The 23,715-nt window shown below is 62.5% G+C and carries 18 protein-coding genes; 5 read left to right on the forward strand and 13 right to left on the reverse strand.

The genetic code is table 11. The features are described 5' to 3' along the window. The first annotated feature begins 27 nt into the window (after positions 1–27). Positions 28–5,169: an AAA family ATPase gene (locus tag ACM6JM_RS08035; RefSeq protein WP_414881634.1), complete on the forward strand. Its 5,142-nt coding sequence runs from the start codon at positions 28–30 to the stop codon at positions 5,167–5,169. A gap of 57 nt (positions 5,170–5,226) precedes the next feature. Here ACM6JM_RS08035 and ACM6JM_RS08040 read toward each other — a convergent pair whose 3' ends face one another. From ACM6JM_RS08040 to ACM6JM_RS08060, 5 genes are all read right to left on the reverse strand, one after another. Then, positions 5,227–5,706, reverse strand: coding sequence for a helix-turn-helix domain-containing protein (locus ACM6JM_RS08040; RefSeq protein ID WP_103386848.1), 480 nt, complete (start codon positions 5,704–5,706; stop codon positions 5,227–5,229). A gap of 111 nt (positions 5,707–5,817) precedes the next feature. Further along, positions 5,818–6,930 (reverse strand): alkene reductase, encoded by a 1,113-nt coding sequence (locus ACM6JM_RS08045; protein ID WP_414881635.1) that lies wholly within the window; start codon positions 6,928–6,930, stop codon positions 5,818–5,820. Between the two features lie 148 nt (positions 6,931–7,078). Continuing rightward, entirely contained in the window at positions 7,079–9,316 is a 2,238-nt protein-coding gene (locus ACM6JM_RS08050) for a molybdopterin cofactor-binding domain-containing protein (RefSeq protein WP_414881636.1), read from the reverse strand. Beyond that, the gene (locus ACM6JM_RS08055) at positions 9,313–9,786 is read right to left on the reverse strand and encodes a (2Fe-2S)-binding protein (protein WP_039772146.1); all 474 of its coding nucleotides are present in this window, start codon (positions 9,784–9,786) and stop codon (positions 9,313–9,315) included. Before ACM6JM_RS08055 ends, ACM6JM_RS08050 begins: the two co-directional genes overlap by 4 nt. Beyond that, the gene (locus ACM6JM_RS08060; RefSeq protein ID WP_414881637.1) at positions 9,783–11,042 is read right to left on the reverse strand and encodes a c-type cytochrome; all 1,260 of its coding nucleotides are present in this window, start codon (positions 11,040–11,042) and stop codon (positions 9,783–9,785) included. The genes ACM6JM_RS08055 and ACM6JM_RS08060 overlap by 4 nt, the downstream gene beginning before the upstream one ends. A gap of 308 nt (positions 11,043–11,350) precedes the next feature. Here ACM6JM_RS08060 and ACM6JM_RS08065 point away from each other — a divergent pair, with 308 nt between their 5' ends. Further along, positions 11,351–12,550, forward strand: coding sequence for an MFS transporter (locus ACM6JM_RS08065; RefSeq protein ID WP_414881638.1), 1,200 nt, complete (start codon positions 11,351–11,353; stop codon positions 12,548–12,550). A 100-nt stretch (positions 12,551–12,650) separates the two neighbouring features. After that, entirely contained in the window at positions 12,651–13,568 is a 918-nt protein-coding gene (locus tag ACM6JM_RS08070; RefSeq protein WP_414881639.1) for a LysR family transcriptional regulator, read from the forward strand. 118 nt (positions 13,569–13,686) lie between these two features. On the opposite strand, the gene ACM6JM_RS08075 is transcribed toward ACM6JM_RS08070, so the two are convergent. From ACM6JM_RS08075 to ACM6JM_RS08085, 3 genes are all read right to left on the reverse strand, one after another. After that, entirely contained in the window at positions 13,687–14,889 is a 1,203-nt protein-coding gene (locus ACM6JM_RS08075; protein ID WP_039772150.1) for an NAD(P)/FAD-dependent oxidoreductase, read from the reverse strand. 223 nt (positions 14,890–15,112) lie between these two features. Further along, positions 15,113–15,487 (reverse strand): response regulator transcription factor, encoded by a 375-nt coding sequence (locus tag ACM6JM_RS08080; RefSeq protein WP_039772152.1) that lies wholly within the window; start codon positions 15,485–15,487, stop codon positions 15,113–15,115. Positions 15,488–15,634: 147 nt separating this feature from the next. Continuing rightward, positions 15,635–16,654 carry a GlxA family transcriptional regulator gene (locus ACM6JM_RS08085; RefSeq protein WP_039772153.1) on the reverse strand — a complete coding sequence of 340 codons (1,020 nt, stop codon included), beginning with the start codon at positions 16,652–16,654 and terminating at the stop codon, positions 15,635–15,637. A gap of 275 nt (positions 16,655–16,929) precedes the next feature. Here ACM6JM_RS08085 and ACM6JM_RS08090 point away from each other — a divergent pair, with 275 nt between their 5' ends. After that, positions 16,930–17,889, forward strand: coding sequence for an MBL fold metallo-hydrolase (locus ACM6JM_RS08090; RefSeq protein WP_414881640.1), 960 nt, complete (start codon positions 16,930–16,932; stop codon positions 17,887–17,889). Positions 17,890–18,020: 131 nt separating this feature from the next. Here ACM6JM_RS08090 and ACM6JM_RS08095 read toward each other — a convergent pair whose 3' ends face one another. From ACM6JM_RS08095 to ACM6JM_RS08115, 5 genes are all read right to left on the reverse strand, one after another. Beyond that, positions 18,021–18,395, reverse strand: coding sequence for a response regulator transcription factor (locus ACM6JM_RS08095; RefSeq protein ID WP_085611787.1), 375 nt, complete (start codon positions 18,393–18,395; stop codon positions 18,021–18,023). 126 nt (positions 18,396–18,521) lie between these two features. After that, positions 18,522–19,046: a hypothetical protein gene (locus tag ACM6JM_RS08100; RefSeq protein WP_039772157.1), complete on the reverse strand. Its 525-nt coding sequence runs from the start codon at positions 19,044–19,046 to the stop codon at positions 18,522–18,524. A gap of 15 nt (positions 19,047–19,061) precedes the next feature. Continuing rightward, on the reverse strand, positions 19,062–19,772 hold the full coding sequence (locus ACM6JM_RS08105) for a GlxA family transcriptional regulator (RefSeq protein ID WP_414881641.1): 711 nt from the start codon (positions 19,770–19,772) through the stop codon (positions 19,062–19,064). 47 nt (positions 19,773–19,819) lie between these two features. Beyond that, positions 19,820–21,274, reverse strand: a complete 1,455-nt coding sequence (locus ACM6JM_RS08110) for a sensor histidine kinase (protein ID WP_039772160.1) — start codon at positions 21,272–21,274, stop codon at positions 19,820–19,822. A 346-nt stretch (positions 21,275–21,620) separates the two neighbouring features. After that, on the reverse strand, positions 21,621–22,268 hold the full coding sequence (locus tag ACM6JM_RS08115; protein WP_011333881.1) for a response regulator transcription factor: 648 nt from the start codon (positions 22,266–22,268) through the stop codon (positions 21,621–21,623). A gap of 401 nt (positions 22,269–22,669) precedes the next feature. Here ACM6JM_RS08115 and ACM6JM_RS08120 point away from each other — a divergent pair, with 401 nt between their 5' ends. Next, positions 22,670–23,644 carry a LysR family transcriptional regulator gene (locus tag ACM6JM_RS08120; protein ID WP_414881642.1) on the forward strand — a complete coding sequence of 325 codons (975 nt, stop codon included), beginning with the start codon at positions 22,670–22,672 and terminating at the stop codon, positions 23,642–23,644. Positions 23,645–23,715: the final 71 nt, after the last annotated feature.

The raw sequence follows: 23,715 nt of genomic DNA on the forward strand, positions 1-23,715 counted from the left end.
GAAACGAATAATGAGCGGTGACAGCGAATGCCCGGCAGACTTTCCTCCTCTCCAGCCCTCTGCAACCCGGATGTCGTGCCGGATGACGCCTGGCTGGAGGGCTGTGCATTCGAGCTGCTGCGCCGGGAAAACGACCTGACCTGGTTCACCATCCACGATCCTCGGTCGGACTTCCGCTGGCTGGCCGCTCGGGCACCGATCCAGCGTCCTGACGTGGGCAAGCGTCTGGAACGGGACTTTCATCTGCGCCCGGATTCAGCCTGGGCCATCCGTCCCGTCGCCTTCATCCGCTCGGCAGAAGGGCCGTTGCTGGTCTACCCCGAGACGGGCGTGGCGTTGTCTGACCTGCTCGGTCAGCCTGGCCTGCCGCAGGGCCGCTTGCTTGCCATCGCGGTCGCGGCGGCCCATGCGCTGGTCAATGCCGGGAAGGCCGGCGCACGACAGTCCAATCTGTTGCCCTGGCACTTGCGGGTGGGCGCCGATGATTCGGTGAGCCTTCTGGGTTATCACACCGACGAGCAGGCGGGCGCCGTCGCCGAGCTTCCTGCGCTGGAGCACTGGCCCTACCTGGCCCCCGAGCAGGTTCGGCGCGATGGCGCCGGTTTCGATGAGCGCAGCAATGTTTATGCGCTGTCGAGCATTCTTTATCACGCCTTGACCGGCCAGCCGCCCCTGACGGCGCGCGACCCCTCGCACTGGCGGCATGTGCATGCCGCGGTCCAGCCGGCATCGCCGGCCGTGCATGTCGCCGACCTGCCGGAAGGCCTCTGTCGCGTGTTGCTAAAAGGTCTGGCCAAGGAGCCGGGCGCTCGCTATCAGAGCATGGAGTCGATGGCCACTGACCTTGTCTGGTGCCGTCAGCAATGGCTGGAGCATGGCCATGTGAAGGCTTTCAGGCTGGGCACCTTCGATGCACTGCCATCCATTGCTGACGACCCGGTGCTGTTTGGTCGGGAGGCGGAGCGCGCACAACTGCTCGAGCAGATCAGCCAGGTGCGCAGCGACGGTATCGCCCGTGTGCTGTGGGTGGGCGGTACACCGGGAGCGGGCAAGTCAACCCTGATCCATCAGGGCGTGCGGCCGTTGGTTCCCGGCTATTGGGCCAGCGGCAAGATCAACCTGTTGCAGCAGGAAATCCCCAATGCGCCGCTGGCGGAAATCTTTCGTTCGCTGATGACTCAGTTGCTGGGCAAACCCGCACTGGAACTGCAAACCCTCGGCGCGCAACTGATTGAACGGCTCAAGGGGCGCGGCAGGATCCTGGTGGATCTGGCACCCGAGGCCGAACTGGTGATCGGTGCCACGCCGGAACTGCCCAACATGCCCGCCCGGCACGCGCTTGAGCGGGTCAATCGCACGCTGCTCGATGCGCTGGACGTGTTTGCTCAGCCCGGGCGGCCGCTGGTGCTGTTCGTGGATGACGTGCAGTGGGCGGACGATTCGACGCTTGCGTTTCTGCGCGCTTTCTTCGCCCGGCCACCGCGGCATCTGGTACTGATCCTGGCGTACCGGGACAGCGGGTCGAAGGCCTTTGCGCGGGAGGACGCCCTACTCGACGTGCTGCGCGGCGAACAGGCATTGCCCGGCATTCACATCACGCTGGGCGCCTTGTCGGTGTCCGCCGTCGCGCAACTGCTGGCCGCAGAACTGGACACCGATCCCGCCGGCATTGAAGTGCTCGCCCAGGTCGTGCATTTGAAAACGGCTGGCAATCCGCTGTTCGTCGGCCAGGTGTTGCGGGCGCTGATCGATGAGCGTCTGGTGCGTTTCGACGCGGCGGCGGATCGCTGGGTCTGGAACCAGAGCGATGTGGACAGCTATCGCTATGCCGACAACGTCGCGGAGTTGATGGTACAGCGACTGGACCGGCTGACATTGACCGAACGAGACGTCCTGCGCACGGCGGGTTACATCGGCGGTCGCTGTGACGAGTCGCTGCTGGGCCGGTTGTTGCCGTTTGATTCGGTGCAACTGGCGCGTGATGTACAAAGTCTGGTCGAGGGGGGATTACTGCTGCGCGCCGGCGCACAACTGGTGTTCGGCCACGACCGGGTGCTCGAGGCGGCCTGTCAGCTGCCTTCGCCGGTGGGGCGTGGCAGTGAGCACGCGCGCATCGCCGCAGCCATGCTGGACCTGTGGGGCGAACAGGCCCATGAGCGCGTATTCGAGATTGCCGGTCAGATCCAGCGTGTCGACGATGCTGCATTGACGCAGTCGCGCAGCGCCGCGTTTATTGATGTCCTGGTCGAGGCTGCCGAGCGCGCGAGGGATTCGGCCGCCGTGCAACTGGCGGCGGATTATCTGCAGACGGCCGAACGCCTGTTCGGTCAGAGCGGCTGGACCCACCTCTATCCGCAAGCGTTCGCCAGCACCTGGCTGGCTGCCGAGTGCGCGATGCTGCTGGCGGATCTGGCGGGGGCCCGGGGACGTCTCGATGATTGCCTGAACCACGCGCTCACGGACGCGGATCGCGCGAAAACCTATCGCTTGCGTGCCACGTTGCGCACGCTGCACTCCGACTATGAAGGGGCGATCACCGAGGCTTTGACCGGCCTGGCGCTGCTGGGCATCACCCTGCAACGCAAACCTCCCGAGGACCATCTGACCCGGGCCTTTGCGCAGGTGCGCGACCTGATCGGCACGCGAGCGATCGCCGATCTGGTTCATTTGCCCAAGGCTGAGGATGCGCAGATCGAGGCGGCCATGGAGCTGCTCGGCACATTGATTCCTTCGTTCTTCGTCGATGACGATCTCCGCTTGCTGCACCTGGCGAAAATGGTCGAACTCACGCTCGAGCACGGCACTACGCCAAGCAGTGGCTACGGATTTGCGTGGTTTGGCGTGATGATCGCCGAGCGTTTTGGCGAATACGTGGACGGACTGGCATTTGCGCAAGTCGCCCTGAAACTGACTGACCTGCATGGCTATGAGGCCGGCCGCACAGGCACCCTGGTGGCGCTCGATCAGGTCAGCCCGTGGACCCGGCCGATGGCGTATGCCCGGCAGACAGCGCTCGCGGCGTTCGAGTGCGGTCAGGCCGGGGGTGACCTGGGCATGTCCTGCTATGCCTGCAATCACATTGTTTCCGACCTGCTGTTCATGGGCGAACCCTTGCAAAAGGTGCTGGACGAACTGGAGCACGGTCTTGCCTGGGTGAGGCAGTTCAATTACGTCGATATCGAACGCATTCTGCTGGCGCAACAGGCGTTCGCCAACGACCTGCGCGACGGTCGTCCGGTGCGGCCGCTGTCTGAACTGGAGGGCGTGGAACACGACCGTTTCGGCCCCATCGATCGAGCCTGCGTTTCGCAGTCGACGTTGTTCCTGTCGTGGCTGTATTCCGGCATGTCGGCCTTTTATGCCGGCGATGCGCCGTATGCCTGGCGGCGTTTCGAAGACGCCGCGACGGTGGCCTGGTCCATTCCGGCGCATATCAATCTTGCCGATTACCATCTCTTTCGCAGCCTCGCACTGGCCAGTGCGCAAGTGCCGGGTGACGTTGAGCGAAAGCTGCAAATGCTTGAGCAGCAACGCCAGCGTTTTCTTGCATGGGCCGCGCTCAATCCGGCGACGTTCCGCAACAAACTGCTGTTGATCGAGGGCGTGATCGCGCGCTTGCGCGGTCAGGACCTGATTGCCATCCGTTGCTTCGATCAATCGCAGATCGCAGCGGCGGGCGCCGGTTTCGTTCACGAACAGGCACTGGCGCACGAGCAACTGGCTGACGTCTGCATGTCCAATGAGCTGGTCTCGGGGGCTCATCACCACCTGCGTTTTGCCCGGGATTGCTACGACCTCTGGGGGGCGAGCGCCAAGGCGCGGCAACTGGAAAACCGCCATCCGTTTCTGCGCACGGAACCCGCTTCGCAACCTTCACAACCGATCAACCGGGGCCGGCTGGACCTGGAGGCGGGTATCGAGGCCGCGCGGGCACTTTCCCAGGAGGTCTTGCTGGATCGGCTGGTCGAGACCTTGATGAACCACCTGATGGTTCAGGCCGGGGCTGACCAAGGTGTGCTGATGATGGTCGCTGAAGGCGAACTGCGCCTGGCGGCCGCCGCGTCGATGGAAGCCGGCAATCTGCTGATTGCGCTGGACAGCGATCAGGCGCTTGAAGCGCTGGCGCCTGCGTCGGTGCTCAATGCAACGATGCGCACCCGTGCACCCCTGGTGCTCGACGATGTGCGGGTCGATTGCCCGGAAGCCTATGGCGCCGATCTGCGTCGGCGGCAGACCCGCTCGATGTTGTGCCTGCCGCTGCTCAGACAAGGCACGTTGATCGGTCTGGTCTATCTGGAAAACAGCCTGGTGCCCGGCCTGTTCGGTGCCGAACGGCTGACCATGCTGGAAATTCTTGCCTCCCAGGCAGCGGTGTCGCTGGAGACCGCCCGGCTGTATGCGCAATTGGTGGAAGACAACCGCCTGCGGGCGCAGATGGAAGCGGATCTGCGCAGCTCCCGTGCCGAACTGGCGCGCAACTCGCACCTCAAGGTCATGGGCGAACTTTCAGCCTCCATCGCCCACGAGATCAGTCAGCCGCTGCTTGGCATTCAGTCCAATGCCTCGGCCAGCCTGCGCTGGCTCAAGCGTGAAAAGCCCGATCTGGACGAGGCGATTCAGGGCCTGGAAGACATCCGCTCGGACAGCACGCGGGCCGCCGACATTGTCCAGGCCTTGCGCGCACTGGCCAGGCAGGCGCCGCTCAAGCGCTTGCCGGTGCAAATAGACGAGTTGGTGAGTGGTGTCGTTCAACTGACGGCGACCGAGCTGACCAACCGCAACGTCGCCCTGCACACCCGACTCGAAGCGCAATGTCAGGTGTGGGGCGACTCGGTGCAGATCCAGCAGGTGGTGTACAACCTGATCAACAATGCGATGGAGGCGATCGCCGGCGCCGGGGTCCCGGACGGGCGCATCGTCATCAGCTCCACCGTCAGGGACGGCCATGTGCGGGTGACGTTCCAGGACAACGGGCCGGGGATTGGCGTGCCTCAGCGCGAGCAGGTATTCGATGCCTTTTACACCACCAAGGGCAGCGGCATGGGAATGGGCCTGGCCATCTGCAGATCGGTGATCGGCGCACATGGCGGGACATTGCTGATCGAGGACAGCGAGCAGGGTGCCCGACTCAGTTTCGACCTGCCGCTGGAACCGGCTGGCGCCGGATAAAAAAAGACCGCATCAGCGGCCAAAGGGGAGGAGCGGGTAACGTCAGGTTCGATCAGGTCAAGCGTGCGAGGGGTGGGCGTGCCCAGCGTTGTGCACGCTCCAGAGTGCAGCGTCGAGTTCGATGGCAGGCAACTGAAGCGCGATGGGCGCGCGGTTGGCGACGAAGGCGCGACGCCACTCTCGGGGCGGCATGCCTTCGAGGCGGTTGAAGGTGCGGGTGAAGTGCGAATGGTCCGAAAACCCGCATTCGTAGACGACTTCGGTGATCGGCATCGAAGTGATCAGCAGGCTTTTGGCTTTCTCGATCTTCATCCTCAGCCACCACTCCTGCGGTGAGTACCCGGTGTTCTTTTTGAACGCACGGGAAAAATGACTGCGCGAAAGATTGCAGAGGCCGGCGATCTCGCTGATGCGCGCGCTGCGGCTCAGGTCCCTGAACATCAGTTCCTTGGCGCGACGTTCCTGCCAACTGGTCAACGATCCCAGCGGGCGCATCAGGGGGCGTGGATGGTCGGAAATCAGCGATTGCGGGCTCATGTTTGCTCTCCTTATCGTTGTGCAAAGTCTCTGCGTCGACGCCCTTTAAAGTCCTTAAACAATCCTGAAGAGTTATTAAATTCCCTCGGTCAGCGCCCTGCGGTCAGCGGGTCAGGCGTGGGTCGGGTAGTCAACGTAACCACGCTGATCGCCGCCAAAGAACGTGCTTGGGTCTGGTGCGTTGAGCGTCAGGCCTTCGCGGATTCGCCGAGGCAGATCAGGGTTGGCCAGAAACGGTCGGCCAAACGCGATGATGTCGGCGCGACCGTCGGCCAGGGCCTGTTCCGCCGACTCGGGGTCGTAGCCGCCGGCGATCATCAGCACGCCACCCCAGGCATCACGCAACTGAGCGATGATCGCGTCCCAGCGTGGATCGAAATTCTCGTCCTTGACGGTGCCGACCACGGCCGGCTCGACCAGATGCAGATACGCCAGTTTCCAGCGGTTCAACGAACTCACGATGTAGCCGAACGTGGCTTCCGGCGATTCATCACCCATGCCCATGAAGCGGCCCATGGGCGTCAGGCGCACGCCGACACGGTCGGCACCGACTTCGTCGACCACGGCCGCCACCACTTCCAGTAACAGGCGCGCACGGTTTTCCAGGGTGCCGCCATAACCGTCGGTGCGCTGGTTGCTGTTGCTGTTGATGAACTGGTCCAGCAGATAGCCGTTGCCCGCGTGAATTTCCACGCCATCCATCCCGGCGTTCAGCGCATTGCGGGCGGCGCGGCGGTAGTCGTTGATGATGTCGGCGATTTCCGCAACCTGCAGTGCGCGCGGCACCGGCACGTCGCCCCAGACACCGTTGCCCTCGGCATCGACGATGAAGGTCTTGCCCGGCACCGGCAATGCGCTCGGCGCCACCGGCAGCCCGTTGTCCGGTTGAAAGCTTGGGTGCGATACGCGGCCCACATGCCACAGCTGCATGAAGATCAACCCGCCAGCCTCGTGTACCTGGCGGCTGACTTCGCGCCAGGCTTGCACTTGTTCGTCGTTGTAGATGCCAGGCGTCCACGCATAACCCTGACCCTGACGGGAAATCTGCGTGGCCTCGGTAATGATCAGCGCGGCGCTCGCCCGCTGGCGGTAGTACTCGGCGTTCATGGATGTCGGGATGTCGCCCGGTTGCCCGGCACGGGAGCGAGTCAACGGCGCCATCGCTACCCGGTGGGGAAGTGTGTAGGGGCCGAGGGTGATGGGACGGAACAGTTGTTGTGTCATGGGGTTCTCCAGTCTTCGAAAAGGATCGGCAGGGCGGTGTCGGACATTGGGTCCGACACCGGATGGCCCTACGTTAAGCGGCTGTCCGGTGCTTGATAATCCACACGCGACGCCACGCTGCATTGCGTGAAATGCAACGTGGCGCGGTTCAGGCAGGCTGCTGCGAGCGGGTCAGGGGCAGGTTCAGCCAGCGCCGTCCGGTGGCATTCGCCACGGCGTTGCCGATGGCAGCCGCCATGGGGCCCTGGACGATTTCGGCGGCCCCCAGAAACGGTTGCCCCGGCTGGTCGAGCAGGTGAACGTCGACCTTTTTGGGGAGTTGCGAGAAACGCAGGATCGGGTAGCCGCTCCAGTCGTAGCTGCGGATGCCGCCGGCGTCATAGGCGACCTTTTCATACAGCGTCCAGCTGGTGGACTGCACGATCCCGCCCTCGACCTGGTTGCGCAGGCCATCGGGACTGACGATCTGCCCCACGTCCACTGCGGTGACGACGTGATCGATCTGCACTTCGCCGGTCTGCGGATGCACCCGCAGACGCACGGCAATGGCGCAGTAACCCATGATGTTTTTGTAGCGCGCGAAGGCGAAGCCAAGGCCTGCGCCGGGTTCGCTGCTTTTTTGCGGCCAGCCGACGGCATCGCGAACCTTTTCCACAACAGCCCGTGCCCGAGGATCGGTCAGGTGTGTCAGGCGCAGGGCAACCGGATCGACTGCGGCCTTGGTGGCCAGCTCGTCGATACAGGCTTCGATGGCGAAGACGTTGATGTGCGCCCCCAGCGAGCGCATGGCTGAAGTGCGAAACGGCATTTCAGTGATGAAGTTCATGTCGATCCGCGAGGAGGCCACGGCGTACAGCGGCACCGCGTTGCGATCGCCATCGCCCTCAGGCTGGGCGATCGGCACCGAGGGTGCGGAAGTGAACGGCCGGGCCAGCAGGCGTGCAGGCAGCAAGCGCCCGGCGTTGACGATGCGTTCGTTGTGCGGCGTGGTCCACAGCTCATAGTTCCAGTCCTGCAGCCGACCCTGTGCGTCGAGGTTGGCTTGCACCTCGGTGACCATCGCCGAGCTGTACGGCTCCCAGAGGTTTTCCTGCTCGCGCATCCATTGCACCCGCACCGGCGTGCCCGGTACGCGCATGGCAATCAACGCCGCGTCGGCTGCGGCATCGTCTGCGCCATTGTGGCCGTAACAGCCGGAACCTTCAGTGTGGATGCAGCGCACGCGCTCGGGCGGCAACCGCAGCATTTCGGCGATCCCGGCACGCAGCGGGTACACGCCCTGGGTGTGGGTCCAGACGGTGAGGGTGCCGTCCTTGAACCAGGCCACGGCGCAGGACGGGCCGATCGAGCCATGCATCAGGTATTGCTTGGTCACCCGGGCGCGATATTCGTTGTCGGTCTTGCCTTGGGGCGTGCCTTCATGGCTGATCGGATAACGACGCGACGGCAGGCGTTTGAGCAAGGTGTGGATGTCCCGCGATTCGGGAATCGCCTGTCCGCCGCTCCAGCGCGCCGATGCGTATCCATGACGCATGGCTTTGATCGCTTGCCATTCGTCCCGCGCAACCACGGCCAGATAATTGCCGTCGCGAATCACCTGCACCACCCCGGACAGGGCCTTGATTGATTCCGCATCGATGGCTTCCAGCGTGCAGCCGGGACGTGGCGGGCGGATGACCCGGGCGTGGAGCATGCCCGGCAGGCGAATGTCCTGCACGAACGCGGCGCCGCCGCTGACTTTGCCCGGAATGTCCAGGCGTGGCAGCGAATGGCCGATGAGCTTGAACGACGCCGGCGGCATCGAGGGTGACTCGGACGTTGCATAGCGGTGCAGATCGACCTGCTGCACGGCGTCGGCGTAAGACATGTGTTGCCCGGTCGGGCCGAGAATGCTGCCGTCGCGAGTCGTCAGCAGCGCCGGCGCAACGTTCCAGCTGCGTCCGGCCGATTCCAGCAGCATCTCGCGCACTTGCGCCGCCGCGTTGAACAGCGCGGTGCCGCTGTCGAAAATCGTGTGGCTGCCGGCGGTGTAGCCTTCGTTCGGCGTGAGTGCGGTGTCGGCGGTGAGCAGGTTGATCGCGGTCGGTGCCACCTCCAGCCGTTCAGCGGCAATTTGCAGTAGCGCGGTTTTGACCCCGGTGCCCAGTTCGACCTTGCCGGTGTAGACGGTGATGCCGTCAGGGCCGACGCGGATCCAGGCATCGAGCCAGGGGTTGGTGCGCAGGCTACCGGGCAGGTCCGGCGCCAGCACGACCGTGCCGAGGGTATCGACTTCGGTATCGGCCAGGGCGCGGCGCGAGACCGGCACCAAAGCAAACGCCACCAGCAGCGCGCCCCCGCGCAGGAACGCACGGCGACTGTGATCGACCTCATTGATCGTGGTCATTGCGCACTCCCGTTTTGCCGGGCGACAACGCTGATCGCCTCGATGATGCGCAAATGCGTGCCACAGCGGCACAGGTTGACGGACATGTGTTCGCGAATGGTCTGTTCGTCGGGATGCGGATTGCTTTCCAGCAGTGCCTGCGCACGCATCAACATGCCGGCGATGCAGTAACCGCATTGAGCGGCCTGCTTGTCGATGAACGCTTGCTGCAGGGAGCCGGGGTGTTCGGCCGTGCCCAGGCTCTCGACCGTCCGCACCTTTTTGCCCTCGAGGCCGGCGCAGGGTGTCAGACAGGAGAACACCGGTTGGTCATCGACGATGACGGTGCAGGCGCCGCATTGGCCCAGGCCACACCCGTACTTGGCGCCGTTCAGGCCCAAGTGATTGCGCAGCGCATAGAGCAGCGGCATGTCCGGTTCCAGCTCGAGAGCCCGGGAAGATCCGTTGACGTTGAGGGTGATCTGAGTCATTTCGTCTCCTGACGTAGCGCTTGGAGGGTGGCAGGAAGGTCGGTCCACGGTTGATCGGGGCTGGCCTGATGGCGCAGGTAGACGGCCAGGGCGTTGAGTTGGGTGTTATCGAGACTGGCGGCGAACGAGGGCATCACCGGACCGGGCTGGCCGGGTTCTGCCGGGATGCCTTCGAGTACGGTTTTCACAAAATTGCGCGGGCTGGCGGCCTGCAGCGCCGAGGTGCGATCCAGTGCCGGGCGTCCGTCGATGTCACGCATCGGCGCGCCTTGGGCATGGCAGCCGGCGCAGGCACTGGCGAACAGCAGCGCGCCAGAGGATCGATCCGCAGGTTCAGCGCTGGCGCTCGGGATTTCGTTGATCGCGGTTTTCGCCGGCAGACTCAGCAGGTATTCGGCAATCGCCTGGGCATCTTCTGCGGGCAAGCGCGCCAGACCGAGACTGACCGGACGCATCGGGCCCGCCGCCGTGCCGTGTCCGTCGACCACTTCGGCCCGCAGGTAACTCACCAGTTGCTCGCTGCTCCACGGGTTTGCCCGGTGCGCCATGCCCAGCAGTGAAGGCGCGTCCCAGCCATCCACGCTGCCGCCGGCCAGGTTTTCGCCGGACTTTTCGGCGCCGATCAGGTTCAACGGCGAATGACAGCCCGCGCAGTGTCCGGGCCCCTCGACCAGGTAACGCCCGCGATTCCACGCTTGCGATTGCTGCGCCACCGGCGTCAGCGGCTTCCCATGCAGGAACAGCAGGTTCCAGAACGACACCAGAGGCCGGATGTTCATCGGGAAGTTCATGCGGTTCTGTTGTGGCGGCGAGTCCACGGCCGGGCCGCTCATCAGGTACGCATAGGCGTCTGCGATGTCGTCTTCGCTCATGCGCCGGTAATGAACATAAGGGAAGGCCGGGTACAGGAAGTGGCCGTCGCGGGAGATCCCTTCACGCATCGCCCGCTCGAAGGCCGGCAGCGACCATTGGCCGATGCCGGTCTGTGGATCCGGGGTGATGTTGGTGCTGTAGAGGGTGCCGAACGGCGTCACCAGCGGCAGTCCGCCGGCCAGGTATTGGCCGCCGGGACGCGTATGACACACCGCACAGTCGCCCGCCTCGACGACTCGCGCGCCGCGTTGCCGTTGCGCGGAATCGAAGGTTTGCGGGCGTTCGACCGGCGCAATTGCCGGACGCCACATCAGCGCCAGGGCCGCGATTGCGCCGATCGACGCGAGGGCTGCCGCGCTGACCCACAGCGCTCTGGATCTCATGAAATGGCCGTTCATGAGCGTTGGCCCAAGAGGCACGCGGTGGGCGTGAGGGACGGATTCGGCATCTTCGACAACTCCTTGAACGACCGGGGAAGGGCGCCGATGCAAAGCCCTGCGCCAGGTGCCCAAGGGTAGAGAAGGTGCAAACGTCCGAGTATTGCCGGACCGCGCAATAGCACGTTGCGCCAAGTGCAACGCCGAGGGTCGTTGCATTTGGCGCATCACTCAATTGCCTCTGGGATGGATACTCGAAGGCCTGCGCGACCCTTAGCCTTGGCGTCACTTTCCCAACTCATCGAGGTGTCATCATGCTCACGGGCAATCCGGCAGCGGCGGCCAAGGCCGAACCATCCGCTTCTCTTTCCGGCCTGATGGTCGCGTTCCTGGCATTCTGCTGCGGCGCGGTCGTGGCCAACCTTTATTACGCTCAGCCGATCGTCGAACTGATCGCGCCGCAGATCGGCCTGTCCAGCGCCAATGCCAGTCTGATCGTTTCACTCACGCAGTTCGGTTATGCATTGGGCCTGCTGTTGCTGGTGCCGCTGGCCGACCTGATGGAAAACCGTCGGCTGGTGGTCGGGTTTACCCTCGCGGCGAGCGTGACGCTGTTGTGCGCCGGCCTGACGCATTCGCCGTCGATGTTCCTTGTCCTGTCGTTGCTGATCGGCCTGACTTCGGTGGCGGTGCAGATCCTGGTGCCGTTGGCCGCGCACCTGGCGCCCGAGGCGACCCGTGGGCGGGTGGTGGGCAACATCATGAGTGGCCTGTTGCTGGGCATTCTGCTGTCGCGACCACTGTCGAGTCTGCTGGTGGAAGTGTTCGGCTGGCGCGGGGTGTTTTTCAGCGCGGCGGCACTGATGGCCGTCATCGCTCTGATCACGGCGATTGCCTTGCCGCGCCGCGTTCCGAGCCATCAGGCGACGTACGTGGCGCTGATCGGCTCGGTGTTTGCGCTGGCCCGTCGGCACGCGGTTCTGCGTCAGCGTTCGCTGTATCAGGGTTTGCTGTTTGCCAGCTTCAGCCTGTTCTGGACCCTCGCACCGATTGAGCTGATGCGGCACCACGGTTTCAGTCAGGCACAGGTGGCGATATTTGCCCTGGTCGGCGCTGTCGGCGCGGTCGCAGCGCCGATTGCCGGGCGCCTGGCCGATGCCGGGCACGGTCGGCGTGGGACGCTCGTGGCACTGTTGCTGGCGCCAGCCTCGTTGCTGATCGCCGCGCTGCCGGGCAGCAGCTATGTCTGGCTGGTGGTTTGCGCGGTGCTGCTGGATTTCGCCGTGCAACTGAACATGGTGCTGGGTCAGCGCGAGGTGTACGCCATCGACCCGCACAGCCGGGCCCGGCTGAATGCCGTGTACATGACCAGCATCTTCGTCGGCGGCGCGCTGGGATCGTTGGTCGCCAGTCCGCTCTACGAGCATTTTGGCTGGAACCTGTCCGCCGTGACCGTGGCGTTGCTGCCGGCGCTGGCTTTGGCGCTGTTCCTGAGCCGCAAGGCCGATGCCTGAACCGCAGGCACCGCTGAGTCCGATGAAGCACGGTCCTACAAGACGATTGGCGAACGGTGATGCACAATCATCACCGTTTCCTTTCGATCGGGCTCCACTTATGGACAAGTTGCTGGCACTGAAGATGTTCGTTGAAACCGTCCGTTGCGGTGGTTATTCCTCGGCGGCGCGCAAACTCGGCATCTCTACCTCTTCGGTGACACGCCAGGTGGCGGGGCTGGAACACGAGTTGGGCGCCAGCCTGCTCAACCGCACGACACGCAACACCAGCGTGACGGTCGCCGGACAAACCTATTTCGAGAAGGCGGTGGCCATTCTCGATGCCATCGATGAGGCCGACGCGGTTGTCGCCGACCGGGGCAGCGAGGCGCAGGGACGCCTGCGCATCAGCGTGCCGGTGGAGTTCGGCCGACAGATCATTGCGCCGCAACTGGGGGTATTGCTTGACCGCCATCCGGGGCTTGAAATCAGTGTGTCGTTGAGCGATCAGGTCAGCGATCTGCTGAGCGAGCAGATCGATGTCTCGGTGCGACTGGGATCATCGGTGGTCAGTGACGATATCGTCAGCAAGCGGGTGGGCGGCTTTCAGCGCTGGGTGGTGGCGAGTCCCGATTACCTGAGCCGTCATGCTGTGCCGGCGCATCCACGAGATTTGCTCGAGCATCAATGCCTGCGCTTCGACTACGGCGCTGCGCACCAGCACTGGACGTTCCAGGGCGACGAGGAAACCATCCAGCTCAATGTGCATGGCCGCCTGCAAAGCAACAACGCTGACATCCTGCGCGAAGCGGCGGTGGCGGGGCGCGGTGTGGCCCTGCTGGCCGACTGGCTGGTGCGCGCCGATGTCGAGGCGGGTCGGTTGACGCGGCTGCTGGAGGGGTATGAAGTCAACCCCGGCAATGCGAGCTGCTGCATCAACGCGTTGTATCTGCCCAATCACCGGGGCTCGAGTCGTATCAATGTGTTCATTGATTTTCTGGAAGACATTCTGGCAGCGGAGCCATCGACTCAACGCTAGAGTGCCGTTTATTGCCGCCCGACGCTTTGTGAGTTCTGCATAAAAAAGCGCCCGCCAAAAAAAACGTGGCGGGCGCCTGGGAATGCGCAGCGATAGGGAAGTGTGAACCGTCGGGTGATCAGGCCACCGGAATCAATGGGTCGGCAGCGGCCAGTGCGGTTGCGCGATCGGCGGCCGGCGGGTAGATCCACACGGTGTTGATCTGGGTCTTGAGGTCTTTGGCCTCTTGCCCGACCAGTTTCAATTGACGGTCCCAGCCTTCGGTGAACACCGCGCCCCAGGCCCCGAGGTCAAGGCAGGTCACGTACTTGGGCTGGCGGTAGGTGACCGGTGCGACACCGATCAGGTCAGCGGCCACATTGTTGCCGGCATAACGGCCCAGGCTGATTGCATGCTGGCAGGACATCGCGGCGTAGTTTCCGAGGTCATCCGTGGCGGCATAAGCGACGTCGCCGGCAGCGAAGACATCCACGTGCCCCAGCACTTTCAGGTGACCGTCGACGTGCAGGCGACCTTGCGGATCACGGCTGCCCGGAATCTGTTCGGTGAGCGGGCTGGCGCGGAAGCCAACGGTCCAGACGACGGTGCTGGACTCGATCCGTTTGCCGTCGGCCAGGGTCACGCCGCCGGCATCGACCGAGGCCACCGAGGCGTCGACTATCCATTCAATGCCCAACTCTCGGGACGCTTCCACAATGGAGGGCCGAATACCGTCACCCAGCGTCGCGGCGATTTGCGGCGCGCGATCCACCACGATGACCCTGATCGGCGCATCGTCACCCAGTGCGGCACGCAGGCGGGCCGGCATTTCGGTGGCGGTTTCGATCCCGGTAAAACCACCACCGGCGACCACCACGGTATTACGCGCAGCGCTCGACGGCTGGTCCTTCAACGACTTGATGTGGGCTTCGAGGCGCGCTGCTTCTTCGATCTGATCGACATCGAAGGCGTGTTCGATCATGCCCTTGAGCGGTGGCCGGATTACTCGGCTGCCGGCAGCCAATACCAGTCGGTCATAGTTCAGCGTGCCTTGTGTGCCGAAGGCATCGCTGTAGGTCACTTGCTTGCTGGCGGTGTCGATGTTGTCGGCGATGCCTTTGACGAATTTCACGCCCACGGCATCGAACAGTTCACCCAGCGGCGCTTTCATGTTGTGGACATTCGGCTCGTAGAAGCGCGGACGGATGCGCAGTTCTGCCTGGGGCGCGAGGACGGTGATCTGCACGTCGTTACGATCATGCTGGTCCAGCAGACGTGCGGCGCTCAGGGCGCTCCAGACTCCACCAAACCCTGCGCCTATCACTAAAATGTGCTGTTTCATCGGATGACTCCTGTGGAAATTCTGGTCGTTGAACGGATTGTCCGTTCATGCGTGACCGTCTGCCGCACTGCACGAAGCAGGTGGTTGTGAACAACCGCAGAGCCGGTTCGATTCGCTGGGGAAGATGCTATCGGGGAAGGTGCGGCGCGACACTTCTACATAGGGTCAGTGCCGACATGCTTAGGTATGGGTTGGGGTATACACAGGTATAGAAAGAGGGCAGTCAAACGGCGCGATTGAATGCGCTTTCGATGCAGGTGATGAGTTCGCCGCACGGGAAGGGTTTAGGGAAATAGGCGAGGGGCTCGGGGAATGCTGCGTTGACCCGTGGCGGACGCCCCTGGTAACCCGTGATGAAAATGATCGGGATGCGCACGCCTCGGGCGCACAGCTCATCGTACATCTCGATGCCGGACAGACCGGGCATCTGGATGTCCGAGATGATGCAGCCGGGGCGGTGCGGCGCCTTCATCGCCAGAAAAGCCTCCGCGTTCGGGTACAACTGCACGGTGTAGCCGTGAGAGCGCAACAGGCTGTCCAGCGCCATGCGCACGGACTCATCATCATCGACAACCGATACAACAGCGGTGTGGGACATTGCTTTACCAGGGCTGATCTCGGGTAGCCCGTCGAGGACGCCCGCATTGCCGCACGATACGCCGCTCGGTTCGGCGGCGTACTTATACGTGTGTATAGCGACAGTATTTGAACGTCTGCGAGCCCGGCGCCATTGCGCTGTTTGGCGTCAGCGCGAGAACCGGCTGCGGTATTCCCGGGGCGAGACCGAGAGGTGACGGTAGAAGGTGTCGCGCATGCGTTCCTCGTCGCCGAACCCGCACAACTGCGCGATCTGGTCGATGTTGCGCTGAGAGTCTTCGAGCATTCGTCGCGCCGCTTCCAGGCGAAACAGCTCGAGTGCCTTGGCCGGCGTGCGGCCGATCTTGCGTTTGTAGACCCGCGCGAAATTGCGCGGGCTCATCTGCGCCTGTCGGGCCAGCGATTCGACGCTCAATTGCGGGTCGCCGAGGTTTTCGCTGATCCACAGGTGCAATTCTTCGAAGCAGCCTCTGTCGTCGATCTGCGCTTGCAGCAACTGGCTGAACTGCGCCTGACCGCCAGGGCGTTTGAGAAAAACCACCAGCTCCCGCGCCACCTTCAACGCCACGGCGCGGCCGCAATCGGCCTCGACCAGCGCCAGCGCCATGTCGATCCCGGTGGTGACCCCGGCGGAAGTCCAGACGTTGCCTTGCTGGATGTAGATCGCATCAAGGTCGACATCGACACTCGGAAAACCACCCTTGAGCATGTCGCACATGCCCCAGTGCGTGGTTGCGCGCAAGCCTTCCAGCAGCCCGGCCTGGGCCAGCAGAAAGGTGCCGCTGCACACCGAGGCGGTGCGTCTGGCCTTGGCCGATGCCGCGCGCAGCCAGTCGACCAACGCAACGTTGTCGAGCATGGCCTGACGGATGTTCGGCGCACCGGGCACGATCAGCGTATCGATGGTTGTCTCGTCAAAGGTGCGCAGGGCCAAGGTGTTGACCGACAGCCCTTCGGCGGTGGCGATCAATCCGCCTTCCAGGCTGGCGGTGTGCAACGCGTAGCCAGGCAAGCCGCGTTCGGCCATCGCCTTGGACGCAGCCCAGAACACGGTTTGTGCGCCGGTCAGGTCCAGCAAGCCCATCTGCGGATACGCCAGGAACACCAGCATGCGCGGTTGCGCGAGCAAGCAGGTGAGAGGGTCGGGTTGGTGAAAAATAGAGTTCATGACTGCTCAGGGACCTGATGATCGCCCGCTTTTCGGCGATCCGGTGCGCCGTAGTGTCGGTGTTTGCGGGCAGGAGCGCGAATATACATTGGTATGGGCCACAGCCACCTCAACAGCGGCGTTACTCGGTCGATGTGGTTCAAGCCCTATACCCGCGTATGGTGTTGGACGTCGTGGTCGCGATGCACACTCGATTTCAAGGCGCGCCATTCAGCGCTTGCGCCAGCAAGGGCATTCGTCCGGGAAATTTTGACTCAGCCAAGAGGAAAGCGACCATGTCAACGTATCTGAATCACTCCAATCAAACCAACGCAACCGATGACCGGCAGGCGTCCGTCACCCGCCAGCCATTCGCTCCGGCGCAGGAGCTGGTGCCATCGCGCTACGCACTGCAGGTCGGCGACATCGACGTGGTGGTGATCAGCGACGGCGTGCTGCCGCTGCCGACCTCGACCATGTCCACAAATGCCGACCCGCAGGCTCGCGCCGCCTGGTTCAAGGACATGTTCCTGGGGCCTGATGCGTTCGACTGGGCACTCAACGTGCTGGTGGTGCGCAGCGGCGAGCAGATCATACTGGTCGACGCCGGACTGGGCGGGCAGTTTCCCGGTTTCCCTCGGGCCGGCCAGCTGCCGAAACGGCTGGAAGCGGCCGGAATCGATCTGGCAGCCGTGACCGACATCGTGATCACCCACATGCACATGGATCATGTCGGCGGTCTGCTGGTGGATGAAGTGAAGAGCCGGCTGCGTCCGGACGTGCGTATCCACGTCTCGGCGAAAGAGGTCGAGTTCTGGGAGACGCCGGACTTCACCCAGACCGTCATGCCGGCGCCGGTGCCTGACGTTTTGCGCGCGACGGCCAATCAGTTCATCAACGATTACCGCAACCAAGTGCGCACCTTCGAGGATGAATACGAAGTGGCGCCGGGAGTGGTCGTGAAACTCACTGGCGGCCATACGCCCGGGCATAGCATCGTCTACGTCAACTCCGGCGGCGAACGCCTGACCTTTGCCGGCGACGCCTTGTTTCCGGTGGCCTTCGAGCACCCGGAATGGCACAACGGTTTCGAGCATGATCCTGAAGAGTCGGTGCGTGTTCGCGTACGGCTGATGCGCGAGGCGGCGGCGAGCGGCGAGTGGTTTGTCGCCACCCACCTGCCGTTCCCGTCGGTGGGCCGAGTTGCGGTCGATGGTGATGCGTTCCGCTGGATCGCAGCATTCTGGGATTACTGATCGGCTGTCGGCGGCCTGGCTGCATTCGGCCGGGCTCGATAAAAATCAGGCCCCGCAAGTGATGAACTTGCGGGGCCTTTTTTTGCTTTGAGGTTTGTTGGTTGGGCAGGGCCGCGGCTCTTCTTGGGGGCTCAACGTCCGCGCATCAGCGCCTGCTCGATGCAGGCCAGCAGTGCTTCGGTATGGAAGGGTTTGGAGAAATAGCCTTCCGGCGTCTTCACACGGGTGCTGAATTCAGGGGGCAGGCCCGGCTTGCCGGTGATGAAGATCGTCGGAATATGGATCTTCCTGACCGCCAGCGCCTCGTACATTTCGACCCCGCACATGCCGGGCATCTGAATGTCCGAGATCAGACACCCGGTCTGCTCTGGCGCGCTCGATTCAAGAAATGCAAAAGCGCTGTTGAATGTCTTGACCGTATAACCGCAAGACCGCAACAAACTGTCCATTGAAACCAGAACAAGTTCGTCATCATCGACAACTGAAACAATAGCTGAGTTGAACATGGGAAACCTTGCGTTCTTTGCGGGTGTCTGTCGCGCCCGCCATACTTGCAAGATACGCTTTCAAAAATTGTGGGATAGTATACGTGGGTATGTTTAGTTGGTTTTTTTGTTAGTTGCGAAAGTTAATCAATGTTCAGCAAATAAATGGTTGTTGATTAACGAAAGAAAGTAACTGTTATGTCGAGTGCAGGCTTCAAAGAGTTGTCGGCTGGCGCAATCGTTGTTGGCAATTGCGCTGGCGCGACAGTCGCGGAACAAGGCATCGGCGGCCCGCAGTCGGCGCAGGGCGCGGTCAATGCCTTTAAGGCAGTCGGCAAAGCATAAAGGTTCGGGAGCCTCATTGAGGTGGTAGAGCGCGTCGCGCTGGGCATGGCCGCCCAGGTCGGTGATGCCGGTGACGAGAAAGTCGGCGTAACGGGTATTGGCATTCAACAGCCTGCGAAACAGCGTCTGCACCGGTAAAAAGCTGACAGCGTGCAGTGTCTGCTGGCTGTGCCTGAGCCGCGCCAGAATGCTCAGCGTCGCGCTCAGGGTCTGCGTCAATGCGTCGATGATCTCCACGCGCTCAGCGGTGGACAACGATGTGTGCGTGCCATAGCGGGTGACGCAGGGCGGGTGACTGACCAAATACAGTTTGTGCGGTGCGTTCATGACCACCGTCTCCGGCTAGCGCTCGTGCGCGATTGAATGTTGTGATTGCAGCAGCGGACTCCACTGTTTCTGGTTGTCCGGGCGTCGGTAGTACACCACCATGCGCCGGGCGACCTGCATGGCCAGCTCGCGACCGTGATCGGCCTCGACCAGTGCCAGCGCCAGATCGATCCCAGCGCTGACGCCAGCGCAGGTCCACACCGATGCCTGGTGGACGAAGATGGCCTCGCGATCCAGCTCGACCCTGGGGAACAGCCGCTCGAACATGTCAGCCATCAACCAGTGTGTCGCCACGCGCAGGCCGTCGAGCAGTCCGGCCTGAGCCAGGAAAAAAGCACCGCTGCATACCGACGTCGTACGGTTGGCCGTGGCTGACGTGACGCGCAACCAATCGACCAGCGGCGCGTTGTCTCGCAACACCTGGCTGATGAACGCCGAGCCCGGAACGATCAACGTATTGATCGGCTCGTCGCTTAGCTCATCCAGCCGCCGGGTTTGCACCACCAGGCCTTCGCCGGTCTGGACCGGTCCGCCTTGCAGGCTCGCGGTGTGCAAGGCATAACCGGGCAAACCGAGTTGCGCCAGTCTGCAGGTCGCTGCCCAGAACACGGTCTGCGCACCGGTCAGATCCAGCAGGCCCATTTGCGGGTATGCCACGAACACGACGGTTCGTTCGTGTACCGGGGTTTCGGGGTCTGCGCCGGGGTTTGTACGTTGGATAGACAATGCAGGTCTCCATATCGCCACCGGGCGACATCAGGGGTGGATGGTTGTCATTGATCGTGTTCGAGCGCAGCCAATGGAATCGCAAACACAAACTGCGTGCCGACGCCCTCGGTGCTGTTGACCCAGATGCGGCCGCCGTGGAATTCAATGATCGAACGGCAAATCGAGAGGCCCATTCCCAGGCCGGTGGGCTTGGTGGTGAAGAATGGGTCGAACAGCGAAGGCAGGATGTCCTCGGCAATGCCGACGCCGGAGTCGGCGATTTCAAGCACGGCCTCGTTGTGCAGGATCGAGGTGGTGATCCGCAGCGTCCGGGAGCGGTCAAGCACATTGGCCATGGCCTGGCAGGCGTTGATGATCAGATTGATGATGACTTGCTGCAGCTGTACCCGGTCGCCTTTGATCAGTGCGCTGCTTGTGCCCAGTTGGGCGTGCGGGCGAACCTCATGGAAGCAGATGTCGTGTTGCATGAGTGTCAGCGAGTCACTGACGATGTCGTCGAACACTTCGACATTGCGCTGCACCTCGCTGTGTCGTGACAGGGCCCGAATGCAGGCGATGACATCGGAAACCCGGACGGAGTTTTGAATGATTCGATCCAGCGAACGGCGCGCTTCTTCCAGGTTGGGCTCGGGACGGTTGATCCAGCGCTTGCAGGATTCGCCGCTGGTGATGACCGCCGCCAGCGGCTGATTGATTTCGTGGGCAATCGACGCGGCCAGTTCGCCCATGGAGGTCAGGCGCGTGACGTGGGCGAGGGTGGCTTGCGAGTGAAACAACGCCTCTTCCGACTGTTTGCTGGCGGTGACGTCCATCAGCGCCCCGGCGTATTGCGTGCGCCCGCGATGTCTGGGCAACGGGCTGGCGATCATCTGCACGTGCTTGATCCGACCATCCGGCATGAGCAGCCGATGCTCGACTTCGACCAGCTCCTGCCGGCGCGCAAACTGCTCCAGCACCTGATCGATAACCGGCAGGTCGTCGGGATGAGTGCGTGACTTGACCAGCGCCAGTGTCGGGGTGACGTCCGGCGAATACTCGAAAATACGCGACGACTCTTGCGACCATGACACGCTGACTTTTTTATCGATGATGAAACCGATACTGCCGGTGTGGGTAAGTTTCTGTGCGCCCAGAAAGAACGCTTCCTTGCGCCGCAGCGTTTCAGTGGCGCGTTTGCTGCGCAACGCGAGCAGGGAAATGGTCGTCAGCGCGATCAGGCACCTGACGAATCCGGCGATGCTGCGGTGATCGCGATAACCTTCATCGACCAGGAAGTCGGCCGTCAGCAGTGTGAGGCAACCCAATGCGACGGCAAGAAATACCGGTACCGGGAAGATGTTCGCTGACATGAATACCAGCGTGATGTAGAACAACGTCGGCGCAACGTCCAGATCGAGGTACGCGTTGGTGATATAGATCATGCTGCCGACCGCTATGGCGCAAAGCCAGGCGAAGGCGTCTGAACAAAGAAGTTGTGCGCGACGTTTGATGATAGACATTTATTCTTCCAGATTTTTGCTATCGGACGGCAGGTCGTGTTCTTTCGATGAAGCAGGCAAACGCTATGAAAGGCGTGTTTATGAAGAGGTTAAAAAGTCTGAAGTTGTTTTTCAGGCATGACGGTTGTTGGCGACTGTCTGTCATTCACCAATCGTTGTATTGAGTAATGGTTATTTGAATAAAGATCTTATTCGAAGACTTCTACGCTGGCACTGCTGCATTGGGTCATTTGCAGTATGACTGCGTATGAACCGGCTATACCCAAGTGTTAGTTGGTCGGAACTTGAGTGTTGATTGTGCCGGCCAGCCACGGCGGCTTGAGCCATACCGTATCGTTTCATTCGGTCACCGATGTGCAGGCAGCGCCGCGATGACTTCGGCCATGCGCACCAGGTCGGCAAATGAGCGCGCGCCCATCTTGCGCATGGCCTGGCCCCGGTGGATCTTCACAGTGATTTCACTGAGGCCGATTTCCCCGGCGATCTGCTTGTTCATCAGGCCCGAGGCTGCCAGCGCCATGACCGTCTGCTCACGGGGTGTCAGCGTCCCATGGCGTGCGCGCAGCTCATCGGCATGTCGCCCGGACTCGCGACGCTGCTTGTCCCGCGAGTGCGCGGCACACACCGCGTCGATCAGGTCTTGCTCGCGAAACGGTTTGGTCAGGAAGTCCACCGCGCCGGCTTTCATCGCGCGCACGGTCATGGCGATATCGCCGTGTCCGGTGATGAACACGATTGGCACATTGATTCCGGCGGTGGCCAGTTCATTCTGGAAATCCAGCCCGCTGCTGCCTTGCAGGCGCACGTCGAGTACCAGGCAACTCAGCGTGTCCGGACGTTGATACGTCATGAACTCGGCGACCGATCCGAACAGCTCCACCCGCAGACCAATGGAGCGCAACAGGCTGCCGAGGGATTCGCGCAACGCGGCATCGTCGTCGACGATGAATACCACCGGCTCGCTGGGGTTGTTGCTGATGGGATTGTTGTTCATTGCTCTTTTCCCAAAAGGTTGTGACGTTGTGGCGAATCCCTTGGCCGGGCGGCCGGTGTTTGCTCGTGCGGGTTGATGCCCGACCAGAGACACGGTCCCGCTGGCGATAGCGCCGTGCGACACGTTGCGCAGGTGTGGGCGTGAGTAGATAGACGGTTAAGCATCGTAGTGGCGCAGCACGCCGTCAGCTAGGACAAAAAACCCGAAAAAACGGCCATTGCACCGGTCTTTGCGCGGCCCGATGCAGCTATCGTTTCAAACGGTTCATACACAAGTATCAAAACACTCACCTAACGCATGATCTCGCTGTCCCCAAGTACCACAGACGTCCGGCAGGCGCGCCCTTAACCTCTATCAGCTCTCCGTCGATTTCAATGGCCGCGTGCCGGGTGGTGAACTTCATGAACAGAAATGAACTCCGTCGTGTCGACATCAATCTGCTGGTGGTCTTCGAGACGCTGATGCATGAGCGCAACGTCAGCCGGGTCGGCGAGAAACTGTTTCTCGGTCAACCGACCATCAGTGCAGCGCTGGGCCGTTTGCGCGTGCTTTTCGACGACCCGTTGTTCGTTCGTGCGGGGAGGGTGATGGAGCCGACAAGGCGGGCCGAGGAAATTTTCGCCAACCTGACGCCGGCGCTGGATGGCGTTGTCGCGGCGTTGAGCCGTTGCCAGCCCTTCGACCCGGCTACCAGCGAGGTGACCTTTCAGGTCGGCCTGTCCGACGATGTCGAATACGCGTTGCTCCCGCGATTGCTGCGCCAGCTTCGTAGCGAGGCGCCGAATATTGCCTTGGTGGTGCTGCGCGTCGATCAGCAGCAGATGTCGCAGCGGCTGTTCAATGGCGAGATTTCTTTGGGCATCAGCCCTACGCTCGATCTGCCGGCCAACGCCCGACGCAAGAGTCTGCGGTCGATCCGGCCAATGCTCCTGCGCTCGGATACCCGCCCGGGCCTGCTGGCGCTCGATGAGTTCTGCGAGCGACCGCACGCCATCGTGTCATCCATGGGCAAAGCCAAAGACGACACCGACCACGCGCTGGACCTGCTCGGACGTCGGCGCAAAGTGGTGCTGGCAGTGCCGCAGTTCAGTGCCTTGCCAAGGTTGTTGGCGCAGAGCGACATGCTGGTCATCGTTCCGGATTACGTGGCCAGGGCCATGGCCTCGGTGAATGGCATCAGGGCCGAGCCGGCCCCTCTGTTGCTGCCATCGCGGGAGCTTTCCATGGTCTGGCGTGCCGCTGCGCACAACGATTGCGCTCAGCGTTGGCTGCGTTCGCGCTGCCAGGCGTTTTTCGGTACGCCGATTGAATTGCAGGTAGTGCCAAAATTACGCCCGGCGTTGCCCGTCGATCAGGCGTTGATGATGGCCCGGTAGATAACTGCAACGGCTGTGTGATTCGCCCAATAAAAAAAGCTCCGACTCGATCGGAGCTTTTCTTTTCAGGG

The organism is Pseudomonas sp. IT-P2 (genome assembly GCF_949767575.1).
GTDB classification, from domain to species: Bacteria; Pseudomonadota; Gammaproteobacteria; order Pseudomonadales; family Pseudomonadaceae; genus Aquipseudomonas; species Aquipseudomonas pharyngis.

Coding starts and splice junctions, on each gene's coding strand:
- ACM6JM_RS08035 (WP_414881634.1), top strand. CDS start 28: ATGCCCGGCAGACTTTCCTCCTCTCCAGCCCTCTGCAACCCGGATGTC.
- ACM6JM_RS08040 (WP_103386848.1), bottom strand. CDS start 5,706: ATGAGCCCGCAATCGCTGATTTCCGACCATCCACGCCCCCTGATGCGC.
- ACM6JM_RS08045 (WP_414881635.1), bottom strand. CDS start 6,930: ATGACACAACAACTGTTCCGTCCCATCACCCTCGGCCCCTACACACTT.
- ACM6JM_RS08050 (WP_414881636.1), bottom strand. CDS start 9,316: ATGACCACGATCAATGAGGTCGATCACAGTCGCCGTGCGTTCCTGCGC.
- ACM6JM_RS08055 (WP_039772146.1), bottom strand. CDS start 9,786: ATGACTCAGATCACCCTCAACGTCAACGGATCTTCCCGGGCTCTCGAG.
- ACM6JM_RS08060 (WP_414881637.1), bottom strand. CDS start 11,042: ATGAGATCCAGAGCGCTGTGGGTCAGCGCGGCAGCCCTCGCGTCGATC.
- ACM6JM_RS08065 (WP_414881638.1), top strand. CDS start 11,351: ATGCTCACGGGCAATCCGGCAGCGGCGGCCAAGGCCGAACCATCCGCT.
- ACM6JM_RS08070 (WP_414881639.1), top strand. CDS start 12,651: ATGGACAAGTTGCTGGCACTGAAGATGTTCGTTGAAACCGTCCGTTGC.
- ACM6JM_RS08075 (WP_039772150.1), bottom strand. CDS start 14,889: ATGAAACAGCACATTTTAGTGATAGGCGCAGGGTTTGGTGGAGTCTGG.
- ACM6JM_RS08080 (WP_039772152.1), bottom strand. CDS start 15,487: ATGTCCCACACCGCTGTTGTATCGGTTGTCGATGATGATGAGTCCGTG.
- ACM6JM_RS08085 (WP_039772153.1), bottom strand. CDS start 16,654: ATGAACTCTATTTTTCACCAACCCGACCCTCTCACCTGCTTGCTCGCG.
- ACM6JM_RS08090 (WP_414881640.1), top strand. CDS start 16,930: ATGTCAACGTATCTGAATCACTCCAATCAAACCAACGCAACCGATGAC.
- ACM6JM_RS08095 (WP_085611787.1), bottom strand. CDS start 18,395: ATGTTCAACTCAGCTATTGTTTCAGTTGTCGATGATGACGAACTTGTT.
- ACM6JM_RS08100 (WP_039772157.1), bottom strand. CDS start 19,046: ATGAACGCACCGCACAAACTGTATTTGGTCAGTCACCCGCCCTGCGTC.
- ACM6JM_RS08110 (WP_039772160.1), bottom strand. CDS start 21,274: ATGTCTATCATCAAACGTCGCGCACAACTTCTTTGTTCAGACGCCTTC.
- ACM6JM_RS08115 (WP_011333881.1), bottom strand. CDS start 22,268: ATGAACAACAATCCCATCAGCAACAACCCCAGCGAGCCGGTGGTATTC.
- ACM6JM_RS08120 (WP_414881642.1), top strand. CDS start 22,670: ATGAACAGAAATGAACTCCGTCGTGTCGACATCAATCTGCTGGTGGTC.